15 protein-coding genes and 1 pseudogene are annotated in these 15479 nt (G+C 70.3%); 9 read left to right on the top strand and 7 right to left on the bottom strand.

What is annotated here, in order from left to right:
• Positions 1-32 precede the first annotated feature (32 nt).
• The 6 genes and pseudogenes from hemL to hemE all read right to left on the bottom strand — a co-directional run bounded on the left by hemL (position 33) and on the right by hemE (position 6310).
• Positions 33-1331 (bottom strand): glutamate-1-semialdehyde 2,1-aminomutase, encoded by a 1299-nt coding sequence (gene hemL / locus ACYU7G_RS14260; RefSeq protein ID WP_461109608.1) that lies wholly within the window; start codon positions 1329-1331, stop codon positions 33-35.
• Positions 1328-2251, bottom strand: coding sequence for a porphobilinogen synthase (gene hemB, locus ACYU7G_RS14255; RefSeq protein ID WP_461109606.1), 924 nt, complete (start codon positions 2249-2251; stop codon positions 1328-1330). The genes hemL and hemB overlap by 4 nt, the downstream gene beginning before the upstream one ends.
• A gap of 35 nt (positions 2252-2286) precedes the next feature.
• On the bottom strand, positions 2287-2898 hold the full coding sequence (locus tag ACYU7G_RS14250; protein ID WP_461109604.1) for a uroporphyrinogen-III synthase: 612 nt from the start codon (positions 2896-2898) through the stop codon (positions 2287-2289).
• A gap of 147 nt (positions 2899-3045) precedes the next feature.
• Positions 3046-3954 (bottom strand): annotated as a pseudogene (gene hemC / locus ACYU7G_RS14245) (hydroxymethylbilane synthase); the annotation flags it as partial.
• On the bottom strand, positions 3951-5228 hold the full coding sequence (locus ACYU7G_RS14240) for a protoporphyrinogen/coproporphyrinogen oxidase (RefSeq protein ID WP_461108940.1): 1278 nt from the start codon (positions 5226-5228) through the stop codon (positions 3951-3953). The gene ACYU7G_RS14240 and the pseudogene hemC, both read right to left, overlap by 4 nt.
• Positions 5225-6310 carry a uroporphyrinogen decarboxylase gene (gene hemE, locus ACYU7G_RS14235; RefSeq protein WP_461108938.1) on the bottom strand — a complete coding sequence of 362 codons (1086 nt, stop codon included), beginning with the start codon at positions 6308-6310 and terminating at the stop codon, positions 5225-5227. The genes ACYU7G_RS14240 and hemE overlap by 4 nt, the downstream gene beginning before the upstream one ends.
• Between hemE and ACYU7G_RS14230 the strand changes: the two genes are divergently transcribed.
• The 3 genes from ACYU7G_RS14230 to hemQ are packed head-to-tail and all read left to right on the top strand — an operon-like array spanning position 6297 to position 9348.
• A complete protein-coding gene (locus tag ACYU7G_RS14230) occupies positions 6297-7577 on the top strand; it encodes a glutamyl-tRNA reductase (protein ID WP_461108936.1) in 1281 nt (426 codons plus the stop codon). The two genes, hemE and ACYU7G_RS14230, sit on opposite strands and share 14 nt — an antisense overlap.
• Positions 7574-8641 (top strand): ferrochelatase, encoded by a 1068-nt coding sequence (hemH, locus tag ACYU7G_RS14225; protein ID WP_461108934.1) that lies wholly within the window; start codon positions 7574-7576, stop codon positions 8639-8641. Before ACYU7G_RS14230 ends, hemH begins: the two co-directional genes overlap by 4 nt.
• Positions 8638-9348: a hydrogen peroxide-dependent heme synthase gene (gene hemQ, locus ACYU7G_RS14220; RefSeq protein WP_461108932.1), complete on the top strand. Its 711-nt coding sequence runs from the start codon at positions 8638-8640 to the stop codon at positions 9346-9348. Before hemH ends, hemQ begins: the two co-directional genes overlap by 4 nt.
• Positions 9349-9412: 64 nt before the next feature.
• On the opposite strand, the gene ACYU7G_RS14215 is transcribed toward hemQ, so the two are convergent.
• Positions 9413-9910, bottom strand: a complete 498-nt coding sequence (locus ACYU7G_RS14215) for a MarR family winged helix-turn-helix transcriptional regulator (protein ID WP_461108930.1) — start codon at positions 9908-9910, stop codon at positions 9413-9415.
• An 88-nt stretch (positions 9911-9998) separates the two neighbouring features.
• Here ACYU7G_RS14215 and ACYU7G_RS14210 point away from each other — a divergent pair, with 88 nt between their 5' ends.
• From ACYU7G_RS14210 to ACYU7G_RS14185, 6 genes are all read left to right on the top strand, one after another.
• A complete protein-coding gene (locus tag ACYU7G_RS14210) occupies positions 9999-10577 on the top strand; it encodes an NADPH-dependent F420 reductase (protein ID WP_461108927.1) in 579 nt (192 codons plus the stop codon).
• A 270-nt stretch (positions 10578-10847) separates the two neighbouring features.
• Positions 10848-12023 carry an ABC transporter substrate-binding protein gene (locus tag ACYU7G_RS14205; protein WP_461108925.1) on the top strand — a complete coding sequence of 392 codons (1176 nt, stop codon included), beginning with the start codon at positions 10848-10850 and terminating at the stop codon, positions 12021-12023.
• A gap of 73 nt (positions 12024-12096) precedes the next feature.
• Positions 12097-12981, top strand: coding sequence for a branched-chain amino acid ABC transporter permease (locus ACYU7G_RS14200; protein ID WP_461108923.1), 885 nt, complete (start codon positions 12097-12099; stop codon positions 12979-12981).
• 1 nt (position 12982) lies between these two features.
• Positions 12983-14002, top strand: coding sequence for a branched-chain amino acid ABC transporter permease (locus ACYU7G_RS14195; protein WP_461108921.1), 1020 nt, complete (start codon positions 12983-12985; stop codon positions 14000-14002).
• On the top strand, positions 14002-14787 hold the full coding sequence (locus ACYU7G_RS14190) for an ABC transporter ATP-binding protein (RefSeq protein ID WP_461108919.1): 786 nt from the start codon (positions 14002-14004) through the stop codon (positions 14785-14787). Before ACYU7G_RS14195 ends, ACYU7G_RS14190 begins: the two co-directional genes overlap by 1 nt.
• Positions 14780-15478 (top strand): ABC transporter ATP-binding protein, encoded by a 699-nt coding sequence (locus ACYU7G_RS14185; RefSeq protein WP_461108916.1) that lies wholly within the window; start codon positions 14780-14782, stop codon positions 15476-15478. Before ACYU7G_RS14190 ends, ACYU7G_RS14185 begins: the two co-directional genes overlap by 8 nt.
• The last annotated feature ends 1 nt before the right edge of the window (position 15479 follow it).

Genomic DNA, 15479 nt, shown 5'->3' with positions numbered 1-15479 from the left:
GAGCCGTGGGGCCGTCGGGAGGGACCGGCCACCTACCTCGCGGCCGCCCGAGCAGCAGCCGGGAGGGCCTCGACGATGCGGTCCAGGACGGCGTCGTCGTGCGCGGCAGACAGGAACCACGCCTCGTAGGCCGACGGCGGCAGCGCCACACCCGCCTCCAGCATGGAGTGGAAGAACCGCCCGAACGCAGCGGTGTCCTGCGCCTGCGCCTCGGCGTAGTTGGTCACCGGCTCGTCCCGGAAGAACACCGAGAACAGGTTGCCCGCGCGCTGGATGACGTGCGGAACGCCCGCGGCGGTGAGTTCGGCGCCGACGGCCTGCTGCAGCCGGAGCGAGGCTGCATCGACGTGCTCGTAGACGGCGGCGTCGGCCAGTTCGAGGGTGGCGATCCCGGCGGCGGTGGCCAGCGGGTTCCCGGACAGGGTGCCGGCCTGGTAGACGGGGCCGACGGGGGCCAGGAGCTCCATCAGTTCCGCGCGGCCGCCGAGGGCCGCCAGCGGCATCCCGCCGCCCACCACCTTGCCGAACGCGAACAGGTCCGGCGTCCAGGCCGGCTCCGCGACCCCGGCCTCGAGCCCCCACCAGCCCGCAGGTCCCACGCGGAACCCGGTGAGCACCTCGTCGAGGACCATCAGCGCACCGTGGCGGGCCGTGAGCTTGCGGATCTCCGCGTTGAAACCGTCCGACGGCGCCACCACGCCCATGTTCGCGGCTGCGGCCTCCGTGATCACGGCCGCCACCCGGTCCCCGAGTTCGTCGAAGGCGGTGCGCAGGGCGTCGAAGTCGTTGTAGCCGAGCACGACGGTGTCGGCCGTCGCAGCCGCGGTGACGCCCGCGGAGCCCGGCAGGCCCTGGGTGGCCACGCCGGAACCGGCAGCGGCCAGCAGCGCGTCGCTGTGGCCGTGGTAGCAGCCGGCGAACTTGATCACGACGTCGCGTCCGGTGGCGCCGCGGGCGAGCCGGATGGCGGTCATGGTGGCCTCGGTGCCGGTGGACACGAAGCGGACGCGTTCCGCGGCGGGCACGCGGCCGCGGACCAGTTCGGCGAGGGTGACCTCGGCCCTGGTGGGCGCCCCGAAGGACAGTCCGCGGGCGGCGGCGGCCTGCACGGCAGCCACCACCTCGGGGTGCGCGTGCCCCAGCAGTGCCGGGCCCCAGGAGCAGACGAGGTCGACGTAGGTGCGGCCGTCCTCGCCGTGCACGAAGGCACCCTCGGCGGACTGCACGAACACGGGTGACCCACCGACGGCGCCGAAGGCCCGCACGGGCGACGAGACGCCACCGGGGATGACCCCGACGGCCTCCGCCATCAGCGTCTCGTTGACGTTCACTTCAGCCATGTCGCGATCTCCTCCGCGTAGTAGGTCAGGACGATGTCTGCTCCGGCTCGCACGATGGCGGTCACCGACTCCAGGGCTGCGGCCCGCCGGTCGATCCAGCCCTGTGCCGCTGCGGCCTCGATCATCGAGTACTCGCCGGAGACCTGGTAGGCGGCCACGGGCACCTCGGAGGCCTCGGCGACGTCGGCCAGGACGTCGAGGTAGTGGCTCGCGGGCTTGACCATCACCATGTCGGCGCCCTCCGCGAGGTCCAGCAGGGCCTCGCGCATGCCCTCGCGGCGGTTGGCCGGGTCCTGCTGGTAGGTGCGGCGGTCGCCCTGCAGCGACGAGGCGACGGCCTCGCGGAAGGGGCCGTAGAACGCGGAGGCGTACTTGGCGGAGTAGGCCAGCACGGAGACGTCGGTGAAGCCCTCGCCGTCGAGCGCGTCGCGGATGGCCAGCACCTGCCGGTCCATCATCCCCGACGGCGCGACGACGTGCGCTCCGGCCCGTGCCTGTGCCAGGGCCATGTCCCGGTAGGCCGCCACCGTGGCGTCGTTGTCCACCCGCCCCCGGCTGTCGAGGACGCCGCAGTGGCCGTGGTCTGTGAACTCGTCCAGGCAGGTGTCGGCCATCACGACGATCTCGTCGCCGACGCGCTCCCGCACCGCGGAGATGCCCCGCTGCAGGATGCCGTCGGGCGCGATCCCGGCCGAGCCGGTGGCGTCCTTGTCCGTCTCCTCGGGCACCCCGAAGAGCATGATCCCGCCGAGCCCGGCGTCGACGGCACGGGCCGCGACTCCGCCGATGTCGGCAAGCGCGTGGCGGCTGACCCCCGGCATGGAGGAGATCGGGGCCCCGGTGTCGCCGACGAAGACCGGCAGCACGAGTTGGCGGGCGTGCACCCGGGTCTCGCGGACGAGTTCGCGCATGGCGGGGGTGGTGCGCAGCCTGCGTGGGCGCTGGGTCATTTCTCTCCTTCGTGCCGGCGCGAGGCCAGCAGGGTCTTGAACGCGGCGAGCACCCCGGGGCCGTCCTGGGTCTCCGCGACGGCGGCCGGCACTCCGAGCCGTTCGAGGACGTGGCCGCTGGGGCGGCCGAGGGCCACCACCATCATGCCCTCCCGCCATCCGAGGGACGAGTCGATGGAATCGGCCACGGAGCCGGAGGTGACCAGCACGCCGTCGATCTCGCCGCGGTCCCAGGCCAGCGATAGCGAACCCGACGGCTCCACCGGTTCCGTGGTGTAGAGCGGCAGGGCACGGGCGTCCCAGCCGCGTTCCCGCAGGCCGACGGTTAGCACCGGTCGGGAGCGTGCCGAACCGGGCACCAGCACGCTGCCCTCCCCCTCCGGCCAGGCGGCCAGGAGGTCCTCGGCGCTGGAATGTGGCCCGGGGACGAGGTCCACCCGGTAGCCGGCCGCCTCCAGTGCGCGGGCGGTGGCGGGCCCGACCGCTGCGATCCGGGCGCCGTCGGGGATCCGCCACCCGAGTTCGGCCAGCACGTCCACCGTGCTGGCGGAGGTGACGGCCACCCAGTCGGCCCCGGGCAGGGCCTCGAGCCTGGTGGAGAGGGCCACGACGCGCTGCACCGGCTCGCACCACACAGTGGCCCCGGCCTCCTGCAGCACCTCCGAGAGCGGTCCCGCTACCCGGGGCACCAGGAGCGTGAGCCCGTCCAGCGGTTCGGCGCCCCAGAGGCTGGCGTCGTCGTGGAACTCCGCCAGCCGGGACTCGCGGGACTCGTCGAGTTGCGTGATGGCGCCGGCTCCGTCGTCCAGGAGGCGCCGGGCAAGGGTGCGCCCGGCACCGGCGGCGTCGGTGACGTCGAACTCGAGGTGGTCGGTGACCGCGGAGACGCCGTCTGCGGCGAAGACACCGGCGCGCAGCACGAGCGTCCCGTCGTCGTTGCCGGCGCGGGCGCCGATCGGCGCGGCGCAGCCCCCTCCGAGCTCGGCGAGCACGGCCCGTTCGGCGTCGGCGGCGGCATGGGTGGCGGGGTGGTCGAGGACGGCGAGCGCCTCGAGGGTGGAGGCGTCGTCGGAGCGGCACTCGACTGCCAGCGCCCCCTGCCCGGGGGCGGGCAGGATGTCGAGGTGCTCGGTCACCGCGTCCGCGAGACCCAGCCGCTTCAGACCGGCGGTGGCCAGCACGACTGCGTCGAGGTCCCCCGGGGCCACGCGGCCCAGGCGGGTGCCGACGTTGCCGCGGATGTCGATGAACTCGCAGTCCGGCCGCAGCGCCCGGAGCTGGGCGATGCGGCGCGGCGAGCCGGTCCCGATGCGGGAGCCGGCCGGCAGTTCGGCCAGGGTCAGGCCGTCGCGGGCGCACAGCGCGTCGCGGGGGTCCTCGCGCTCGGGGACCGCGGCGATCACCAGGCCGGGGACGCCTGCCACGGGCAGGTCCTTGTAGGAGTGGACCGCGAAGTCGCACTCGCCGGCCAGCAGCGCCGTGCGCAGTTCGGCGGCGAACACCCCCAACCCTGCGAGCGCCGTGAGCGAGCCGCGCTCCCGGTCGCCACGGGTCCTGACGATCACGATCTCCACCTCGTGCCCGACGGACCGCAGCGCCTCGGCCACGGTGTTCGACTGGGTCACGGCCAGGTCGGAGCCACGGGTTCCGAGTCGCAGTCTCATGCGGTCGCCTCCTTGGCCGACGCCACGACGGCGGCCAGTCCGTTGCCTGCCAACCATGCCCCGGCGACGGAGAGTCCCTCGAGTCGCTGGACGGAGGCGAGCAGTTCGTCACGTTGTGTGGGCTGCAGCACGCGGGGCATCTCGGTCCACGTGGCCTGATGTGAGTCGACGACGTGCTCGGGGCCGAGCACCAGGCCGAGGATCTGTGAGAGCTCACCGAGGACTTGGCCCAGGTCCGGCTCCACCTCCGGCGGCAGCGCCACCCGCAGGATCTCGACGCGGTCCCGGCGGGCCCAGGGCCATTTGGCCGAGTAGTGGGTCACCGAACGTGCGACCATCCCCGCCGGCCGCGCCCCGAGCAGGGCCCCGGAGCCCACGGGCTCCTCGGCCAGTCCGGGATGGCGCACGGCCAGCAGCAGGTTGCGGGTCACGGAGGTCCTGGGCGGGGTGAATCGGATGCCCTGGGGCCGCAGCAGGCGGGCGGTCACCCGGGCGGGCGTGGCGAGGACGACGGTGCGGGCCTCGGCCTCTCCTCCGGGGACCTCGAGGACCCAGTTGCCGGAACGTCGGCGGATCGCGGCCACGCGGGACTCGGTGCGCACCTCGACCCCACTGGCGCGCAGGGAGGTGCCGAGGGCGGTGACCAGCTGGTGCATCCCTCCCAGTGGCTGCTCCACGGGACTGTTGGTGCCGGCGCGTTCGGCGACGGCGCGCACGAGGGAACCGAGCCTGCGGGTGTCCTGCGCGAGTCCGGGTGCGAACTGTTCGGCCGGCATGTTCTCCGGCGCGAGGCCGTGCACGCCGCGGGTGAGGGGGGCCACGAGCCGGCGCAGCACCGCCTCTCCGAGCCTGGCCGTCACGAGGTCGGCCACCGTGGCCCCGAGCTCCCCCACCGGGGCCGTCGCGTCCGTGCGGGCGCGCTCCAGTTCCTCGGGTGCCAGCACCGAGAGGGCTTCGTCGTCGAGGCTCGCGGGGATGCCCATGAGGCCGCGCGCCAGGGGCACGGCGCCCCGCTCCGGCCACCAGACATGGCTGCGACCTGCGGGTTCGGCGACGCCGAGCCCCAGCTCGGCGCAGAGTTCCCTCACCAGCGGGGTGCGGGTGGCGTAGGCCTCCGCGCCGGCGTCCACGTCGATCCCCGCCAGCGGCACGCCCTGCACCATGCCGCCGACCCGTTCGGTGGACTCCAGCAGCGTCACCGATCGTCCGCGCAGCGCCAGCTCCCGGGCCGCCACCAGCCCGGCGATCCCACCACCGACGACGATCGCACTCACAGTTCGTGCACCAGCGCTACCAGGTCTGTCAGGATCGCCGCGTCAGTGGTGGGCGGCACTCCGTGGCCGAGGTTGACGATGTGTGCCGGGGCGGCGCGGCCACGCTCGACGACGTCGCGGGCATGCTGCGCGAGGGAGTCCCAGCCGGCAGCGAGCCTCGCCGGGTCGATGTTGCCCTGCAGGGGCAGCCCGGGCAGCAGCTCGGCGGCCTCGTCGAGGGGGGTGCGGTAGTCGACGCCCATGGCCTCCACGCCACAGTCGGCCATGTCGCGCAGCAGGTGGCGGGTGCCGGTGCCGAAGTGGATCCGTGGGACCCGGCCCGCCACTCGTTCGAGGGCGTGGCGGGAGTGGGGTGCGACGAACTCGAGGTAGTCGTCGCGGCGCAGCGATCCCGCCCACGAGTCGAAGAGCTGGACTGCGCGCGCCCCGGACTCCACCTGGACCTCGAGGAACTGGGCCGACAACTCGGCGCACCATCCCAGCAGGCGGTGCCAGGCCGCCGGGTCCGCGTGCATTAAGGCCCGGGCGGCGAGGTGGTCGCGGCTGCCGCGGCCCTCCACCAGGTACGCGGCGAGGGTGAACGGGGCGCCTGCGAAGCCGATCAGCGGGGTGGCCCCACCCAGCTCCTGCACGACGATGGCGGCGGCGCTGCGGATGGTGTCGACATCAGCCAGTTCGTGGCTGACGAGGCGGTCGACGTCGGCGGCGGAGCGGACGGGTTCGGCCACGACGGGTCCGATGCCGGACTGGATGTCCACGTCCACGCCCGCCAGCACCAGCGGCACCATGATGTCTGAGAAGAAGATGGCCGCGTCGACGCCGTGGCGGCGGACGGGCTGGAGGGTGATCTCCGCGGCGAGTTCCGGGATCAGGCACGCCTCGAGGATGGTGGTGGAGCCGCGGACCTCACGGTACTCGGGCAGGGAGCGTCCCGCCTGCCGCATGAACCAGACGGGCAGTCGGTCTGGGCGCGTTCCGGAGAGGGCTTGCAACAGGCTGGGCTGGTCAGAGTCGTTCACAGTGGCGATTCTGCCCCATTCGACAAACGGTGGTTGAATGGAGGGCACTGTGACCCTTCGCATCCTCTCCGTACAGCACCGCCACCACGGACTCGTGGAGGTGGAGCGCATCGTAGATTCGGCCGACGAGATCGCCGCCCGCCTCCGTGGAATTCCCGGCGTGGAGGCCGTGCTCCCACTGACCACCTGCAACCGAGTCGAGTTCATCGTCGACGCCCCCGAGGACACCAGCGACGAGCTCGTCGAGGCCATCGCCGGTGAGCTCGACCTGCCGCCCGCCTGGGACCGCTACGACGCCGACGAGGCCATGCAGCACCTCTTCCGCGTGTGCGCAGGCCTCGAGTCGATGGTCGTGGGCGAACGCGAGATCGCCGGGCAGGTCCGCCGGGCACTGGGCGAGGCGCAGGACGCGGGACTGTCCTCCCCGGACCTGACCATGATCGTCGACGAGGCCCTGCGCGCCTCCCGCCGCGTCGCCCGCGAGACGTCGCTGGCCGACGCCGGGCGTTCGGTGGTGTCCGTGGCGCTGGACCTGCTCGAGGTCCCCGACTTCTCGGCACTGCGGGTCCTGCTCGTCGGCACCGGAGCGTTCGCCGGTGCCAGCGTCGCCGCGCTGCGCACCCGCGGCGCCACCGACATCCTCGTCCACTCCGCCAGCGGCCGGGGCGACGCTTTCGCACTCAGCCACCAGCTCGACGTCGCCGAGGACCTCGCCGAGGCCCTGCGGGAGGTCGACGTCGTGGTGACGTGCCGCGGCTCCGGCACGCCTGCGATCACCGCCGCCGACGTCGCCCCCGACGCGCGATTGCGCATCCTCGACCTCTCGCTGCACAGCGACGTCGCACCCACCGTCGCCGCCCTGCCCGGAGTGGAGGTCATCAGCCTCGCGACGCTCCAGCAGACCCTGTCCCCCAGCATCGGCCCGGACACCACCCGCGCCGAGGAGATCGTAGCCGAGGGCGCGGACGAGTTGCGCGCCAAGCTGCAGCGCCGCGTCCTGGACCCCGCCGTCGTGAGCCTGCGCGAGGCCGTCCTCGAGCTGGTCAACGACGAGGTGGAACGCCTCCCTGAGGGCCGGTCCCTGAGCCGCGACGACGCCGCCCGCGCCCTGCGCCGCCTGGCCACCCGCCTGCTGCACGTGCCGTCGTCACGGGCGAAGCTGGCCGCGGCCTCCGGCCGCACCGACGAGTACCTGTCCGCCGTGGCCGAGCTGTACGGCATCGGCGGCACCGATGAGTCCCTGGACCGGGCCGAGTGCCCGGTGACCGGGTTGGGAGTCGACGCGCTTGCCGTCGACCGAGAAGAAGAAAGACAAGGCCGAGCTGGATGACCCACCCCCTCTCCCCCTACTCCGCTGTACTCGTGGCCTCCTACGGAGGACCGAACAAACCCGACGACGTCCTGCCGTTCATGCGCAACGCGACGGCCGGCCGCGGCGTTCCGGACGAACGCCTCGTCGAGGTCTCGCAGCACTACATGCTCTTCGGCGGCAAGTCCCCGATCAACGAGCGCAACGCTGAACTGCTGGACGCCCTGCGCGCCGAACTGGCGAGCCGCGGGATCGACGTGCCCGTGGTGATCGGGAACCGCAACTGGCACCCGTACCACTCGGAGACGGTGCCGGCGCTCGTGGCCGACGGCCACCAGCAGGTGCTGGGCCTGGCCACCTCGGCCTACCACTCCTACTCCAGCTGCCGGCAGTACGCCGAGGACCTCCGCAAGGCGGAGGAGGACGTCGACGGCGCCATCCGGATCGACAAGATCGGCGCCTTCGCTGAGACCGACGGCTTCGTCGAGGCCAACGCCGACGCGGTCGTCGCCGCCCTGGCGGAACTGCGCACCAAGGAGTTCCACGGCGACACCCGGGTGCTGTTCGTGACCCACTCGATCCCCACCGCGATGAACGACGCCTCGGGCGATGGCTCCCCGGGCGCCACCTACGACCAGCAGCACCTGCGGGTGGCCGAACGGGTCGCAGCCCGCGTCAAGGAACTCACCGGTGAGGAGATCACCTGGGAGCTGACCTACTGCTCCCGCTCCGGCTCCCCGCACACCCCGTGGCTGGAGCCCGACGTGAACGACCGCCTCGAGGAGCTGCGCACCGAGGCCGTCGGCGGCGTGGTGGCCTCACCCATCGGGTTCATCACCGACCACATGGAGGTCGTCTACGACCTGGACACCGAGGCGGCCGAGACCGCCGAGGAACTCGACCTGGCGTTCGTGCGAGCGGCCAGCGTCGGCACCCACCCGGCGTTCGTGAAGATGCTGGTGGACCAGTTGGAGGCGCGCGCCGCCGTCGCGCGCGGCGAGGCCGACGAGGCCACCACCGCCGCGTACCTCGAGGCGAAGCCGTGCTGCCACGCCCGCCCCACCAAGGAGAAGGAGTCCGCATGAGCCACCCGTCCAGAGACAGCCGCGACGCAACTGACGTCGATCTGGAGGCGATCAACTCCCAGACGCTGTACGCCATGTACTCCGTGTTCGCCACGGCCGGCGCGCTGCCGTCGATCCTCGACGTGGACACCGTCCAGGCGACGCTGTCCGACATCGGTGTGGAGGTGCGCGGGTTCTACGACATCGGCGGCTTCCGCGCGGACGCCGACCTGATGATGTGGGCCACCTCGGACGACCCGGAGAAGCTGCAGGCCGCCTACCACGCGCTGCGCGGCAGCGAGCTGGGCGCGTTCCTGGAGCCGGTTTGGTCCGCGATGGCGGTGCACCGTCCGGCCGAGTTCAACCGCGCGCACGTCCCTTCCTGCTTCGCCGGGTTCGCGCCGCGGCCGTGGCTGTGCGTCTACCCGTTCGTGCGCAGCTACGAGTGGTACAACCTGCCCGAGGAGGACCGCTCCCGGATGCTGCGCGAGCACGGCATGGCCGGCCGCGAGTACCCCGAGGTGGTGGCCTCGACGCTGTCGAGCTTCGCGCTGGGTGACTACGAGTGGATCCTGGCCTTCGAGTCCGACGAGCTGCACAGCCTCGTCGACGTGATGCGCCGCCAGCGCGCGGTGGAGGCTCGTCTCCACGTGCGCGAGGAGATCCCGTTCTTCACGGGTCCACGCGTCGACCTCACCGACTGGGCCGCGCGCCAGCCGCGCGCCTGACAGGACCGAACGAAACAACAGACCCCGGGCGATTCGCCCGGGGTCTGTTTCGTCTCCTGCGTCGTCAGACCGACGCGCGGGGGGCCTCGTCGCGGGGGCGCATCACACCGTCGGGATCGATCTGGTCGAGGATCTGCGCCGAGATCTGGGCCATCTGTCCCACCTGCTCGGGTGAGAGCGCCGCGAAGATCGACTCCCTGACCGTGGTGACGTGGCCGGGCGCAGCCGAGACGACCTTCTGCCACCCCTGCTCCGTGAGCTGGGCGTTGGTGGCGCGCTTGTCCTCCGGGCACGGGAAGCGGTGCAGCAGGCCGCGGCGCTCCAGCCGGTTGGCGACGTGCGAGAGCCGCGACAACGTCGCGTTGGTGCGGCCTGCGAGTTCGGTCATCCGCAGCGTCCGCTCGGGCGCCTCGGAGAGCATCGCGAGCGTGAAGTACTCGAAGTGCGTGAGGTCGGAGTCGCGGCGCAGTTGCGTCTCGAGGACTCCGGGCAGGAGTTCCACGACGGCGATGAGTCCGAGCCAGGCCGCGCGCTCCTGCTCAGTGAGCCATTGGGTGTTCATGGAACTGATTCTAGCAAATCGGTTGACACATCAAGTAATCGTGCTAGAGTGTTACTTGACGCATCAACCACTTCACAAGGAGCAGACCATGGCAACCATCACCATTCTCGGCAAGGGCAACATGGGCCAGGCCATCGCCGGCATCGCCACCAAGGGCGGCAACTCCGTCGAGGTCTTCGACAGCTCGGACCAGGCCAAGACCATCAACGGCGACATCGTCATCCTGGCCGTCCCCTACCCGGCCGTCGACCAGATCATCGCCGAGCGCCCCGGCCAGTTCGACGGCAAGGTCGTCGTGGACATCACCAACCCGCTGAACTTCGAGACCTTCGACTCCCTCGTGGTCCCCGCCGACGGCTCCGCCGCCTCCGAGATCGCCGCGAAGCTGCCGAACGCCAAGGTCCTCAAGGCCTTCAACACCAACTTCGCCGCCACCCTCGCCACCGGCTCCGTCGGTGACCAGGTCCCCACCACCGTGCTGGTGGCCGGTGACGACTCCGACGCGAAGGCCGCCCTGATCGGCGTCGTGTCCGCCGGTGGCGTGAAGACCATCGACGCCGGCGCCCTGAAGCGGGCCCGCGAGCTCGAGGCCATCGGCTTCCTGCAGCTGACCCTCGCCGCCGGCGAGAAGCTGCCGTGGACCGCCGGCTTCGGCGTCATCGCCTGACCCGCAGCACCCCGCACCCGACCCGACACGCCGTCGGAAACGGCCCGAGGGGGCACCCGCCCCCTTCCACCGATTCCACTCGGCGTGTCGGGTCGCTTTGCGTCGGGGTACCCTAGGCGCGGGTTTGGTCACAGTTTCACAACTTCGTCCACGCTTTCCCGGTCAACTGCGAAACACCGGAATGCGCTTGCAGCGAAAAGCTGATTAGGTTACCAACCATGGAGGCGATCCGCGCAGGCGGTCGCACGGTTATTTCTTAGGAGAATCAACATGCAGCTCACGCGTCGTGCGCTTTTCGGAACCACCGCTGCCGTCGCAGTGGCCGGCACGCTGGCCGCCTGTTCCGCCTCCCCCGGGGGCGAGAACGCAGCCGACGGTGACACCATCAAGCTCGGTGTGAACTACGAGCTCTCGGGCGACGTGGCGACCTACGGCCAGGCCTCCGTCGCGGGCATCAAGATGGCCATTGACGAGGTCAACGAGGCCGGCGGCATCGACGGCAAGCAGATCGAACTGGTCGAGGTGGACAACAAGTCCGACGCCGCGGAGGCCACCACCCTCGCCACCCGCCTGATGTCGCAGGACGGCGTCATCGCCTGCATGGGCCCCGCCACCTCCGGCAATTTCAAGGCCACCATCCCCGTCGCGCAGGACAACCAGGTCCCCGTCGTCTCTGGTTCCGCCACGGCCGACGACGTCACCGTCGACGCCGACGGCGTGAAGGAGTACGCGTTCCGCATCTGCTTCAACGACTCGTTCCAGGGCACGATCATGGCGCAGTTCGCCGACGAGAACCTCTCGGCCGGCACCGCCGTCATCATCCAGGACAACAGCTCCGACTACGCCACCGGGCTGGCCGCGGCGTTCACCACCGAGTTCGAGGCCCGCGGCGGCACCATCGCGGCCACCGAGGGCTTCACCGCCGGTGACACCGACTTCAACTCCATCCTGACGCGTCTGCGCGGCGAGAGCTTCGACGTCGTCTACCTCCCGGGCTACTACTCGGAGGCCGGCCTGATCATCAAGCAGGCCCGTGACCTCGGCATCGAGGCCCCCGTCCTGGGCGCCGACGGCTTCGACTCCCCCACGCTCCTCGAGCTGGCCGGTGCCGACGCCCTCAACGAGGTCTACTTCACCAACCACTACTCCTCCATCGACGAGGACCCGGCGGTGGTCGACTTCATCGCCGCCTTCCAGGAGGCCAACGGCGAGGAGCCCAACGCGTTCCACGCCCTGGGCTACGACCTCGGCAAGTTCGTCGCCGACGCCGTGGGCCGCGCCGCCGAGCTCACGGGTGAGGGCGTCAAGACCGCCATGGCCGAGACCAAGGGCTTCACCGGTGTCACCGGCACCTTCGACATGGACGAGAACCACAACCCGGTCAAGTCCATCGTGGTCATCGGACTCGCCGACGGCGTCCAGGCCACGAGCGAGAAGATCGGCTGAGCCGAGTCTTCGGTTCTGACTGAAGCGGTGGGCCCGCGGGCCGGGCCCACCGCAGCACTGGGGAGGTGAACGGGTGACGGAGTTCCTGCAGCAGGCGATCAACGCACTGTCGCTGGGCAGCATCTACGCGCTGATCGCGCTCGGCTACACGATGGTCTACGGCATCATCAAGCTGATCAACTTCGCCCACGGCGAGATCTACATGATCGGCGCGTTCGTGGGCTACTGGACGATGTCGGTGTTCCACCTCGGCGTCTTCGAGGCGATCCTCGCGGCCATGATCGTGTGCACCGTGCTGGGCGTCCTGATCGAGCGCGTCGCCTACCGGCCGCTGCGCAAGTCCACCCGGCTCGCCTCCCTGATCACCGCGATCGGCATGTCGCTGCTCCTGCAGTACACGATGATGTACTTCGTCGGCGCCGACCCGCGCGCCTACCCGGCGCTGCCCGACTACATGAACGCCTCCTACAACATCGGCGGCGTGGTCATCAAGAGCCAGCAACTGGTCATCATCGGCATCTCGGTGCTGCTGATGGTGCTCCTGCAGTTCGTCGTCAAGACCACGAAGATGGGCAAGGCCATGAGGGCCGTCTCGCAGGACCCCGAAGCGGCACAGCTGATGGGCATCAGCGTGGACCGCACCATCTCCTTCACCTTCGCGATCGGCTCCGCGCTCGCTGGTGCGGCCGGCGTGCTGGTGGGCATCTACTACAACTCGATCAACCCGCTGATGGGCATCATGCCCGGCCTGAAGGCCTTCGTCGCGGCCGTGTTCGGCGGCATCGGGATCATCCCCGGCGCCCTGATCGGCGCCTTCGTCATCGGTGGCGCGGAGATCGCGGTGTCCGCGCTCGGCTACTCGCTGTTCCGAGACGGCGTCGTGTTCGCGATCCTCATCGCCATCCTGATCGTCAAGCCCACCGGGCTGCTGGGCAAGAACGTGCGGGAGAAGGTGTGACATGGACCTGGTGAGGAACATCCTGCGCTGGCTGGTCCCCCTGGGCCTGGCCTACGGAATCGTGCTGGCGCTGATCTCGGTCGGCGTCATCAACAACTACCTGTTCGCGACGATGATGACGATCTGCATCAACATCATCCTCGCCACCAGCCTGAACCTGGTGGTCGGCTTCACGGGCCAGCTCGCCCTCGGCCACGCCGGCTTCATGGCCATCGGCGCCTACGCGTGCGCCATCATCACCATGAACGTCGACGGTGTGGTCGGCTTCGTGCTGGGCGTCCTGGCGGGCGCGGCCCTGGCCGCCCTCGTCGGCTTCCTGATCGGCCTCCCGGTGCTGCGCCTGCGCGGGGACTACCTGGCGATCGCCACGCTCGGGATGGCCGAGATCATCCGCGTGGCCATCAACAACATGGAGATCACCAACGGTGCCGCCGGCCTGTCGGGGATCCCCCGCCACGTGGACTGGAACTGGATGTTCTTCTTCCTGGCCCTGACCCTGGTGTTCCTGTGGCACTACATCCGCAGCTCCCACGGCCGCCGCGCCATCGCCGTGCGCGAGGACGAGATCGCCGCGGAGGCAATCGGCATCAACACCACGCGGGTGAAGGTGCAGACCTTCACCATCGGCGCCTTCTTCGCCGGCATCGGCGGCGGCCTGTACGCGTCGTACTTCTACGTCCTGCAGCCCGGCCAGTTCGGGTTCCTGAAATCCATCGACATCCTCGTGATCGTCGTCCTGGGCGGCCTGGGCTCCATGTCCGGATCGATCATCGCCGCCATCCTGCTGGCCGTGCTGTCCACGTACCTGGCTCAGTTCACCGACGTGCGCATGATCATCTACTCGCTGCTGCTGGTGCTGATCATGATCTTCCGGCCCGGCGGCATCATGGGCTCCCGTGAGGTGAGCCTGGGCATCCTCGGCAAGGCCTTCGGCGGCCGCAAGGACCCTGCAGCCGTGGAGGCCCCGGCCATCGTGAAGGACGCGGACGAAGCAATCCCCGACGACGAGGAGGTCAAGTGATGAGCCTGCTCAGGGTGACCGACCTGACCCGCAACTTCGGCGGCCTGACCGCCGTCTCCAAGGCAAACCTGCACGTCGACGAGGGCGAACTGGTGGGCCTGATCGGCCCCAACGGCGCCGGCAAGACCACGTTGTTCAACGTCCTCACCGGCGTCTACCCGCCGTCGTCGGGGACCATCGAGCTCAACGTCGACGGCAGCACCGTCTCCATCGGCGGCAAGAAGCCCAACGCCATCTGCCGCGCCGGGGTGGGCCGCACGTTCCAGAACATCCGCCTGTTCAAGGACCTCACGGTGCTGGACAACGTGCGGATCGCTATGCAGCAGAACTTCTCCTACTCCCTGTTCGCGGCATTCACCCACGCCGGCACGTTCGGCTCCAAGGAGCAGCGGATCCGCAGGGAGTCCGAGGAACTGCTCGAGGTGATGGGGCTCGCGGACAAGGCCGGGGAGTTGTCCCGGAACCTGTCCTACGGCGACCAGCGCCACCTGGAGATCGCCCGCGCCCTCGCGGTGCGGCCCAAGCTGCTGCTGCTCGACGAGCCGGCCGCCGGCATGAACCCCAACGAGACCCGCGACCTCACGGACCTGATCTCGCAGCTGCGGCGCGACTTCGGCCTCACCGTGGTGCTGATCGAGCACGACATGAGCCTGGTGATGCGGATCTGTGAGCGGATCTATGTCCTGGACCACGGCACGATCATCAGCGACGGCTCGCCCGAGCACGTCCGCAACGACCCGAAGGTCATCGAGGCCTACCTCGGAGAGGAGGCCCCCAGTGCTTGAGGTCAGGGACCTGAACGTCCACTTCGGTGTCATCCACGCCATCAAGGGCATCTCGTTCGAGGTGAACGAGGGCGAGATCGTCTGCCTGATCGGCGCCAACGGGGCCGGCAAGACCACCACCCTGCGCTCGGTCTCCGGGTTGAAGAAGCCCACCTCCGGCTCCATCACCCTGGAGGGCACGGACATCACCGCCACCACCCCGCAGAGCCGCGTCTCCCGCGGCCTCTCGCAGGTCCCGGAGGGCCGCCGGGTGTTCCCGGAGATGACTGTCCAGGAGAACCTGGACCTGGGCGCCTTCCAGCACAAGCGCATCTCCCACGAGGACCTCGACGAGGTGTTCGGCCGCTTCCCGATCCTCGCGGAGCGACGCCGCCAGCTCGCTGGGACCCTCTCCGGGGGTGAGCAGCAGATGCTCGCCATGGGTCGAGCGCTGATGGCGCGCCCGAAGGTGCTGCTGCTCGACGAGCCCTCCATGGGGCTCGCGCCGCTGCTGGTACAGGAGATCTTCGACATCATCGTGAAGATCAACCAGGCCGGCACCACCGTGCTGCTGGTGGAGCAGAACGCCAACATCGCACTCCAGATCGCCACCCGGGCCTACGTCCTGGAAACCGGCTCGATAGTCTTGTCGGGAGATGCCAAGGAACTAGCGCAGACCGACGAGGTGAAGCGCGCCTATCTGGGAGGTTGAC

The sequence above is a fragment of the Tessaracoccus terricola genome, assembly GCF_054776555.1.
This window is presented reverse-complemented; position numbering and strand designations above follow the sequence as displayed.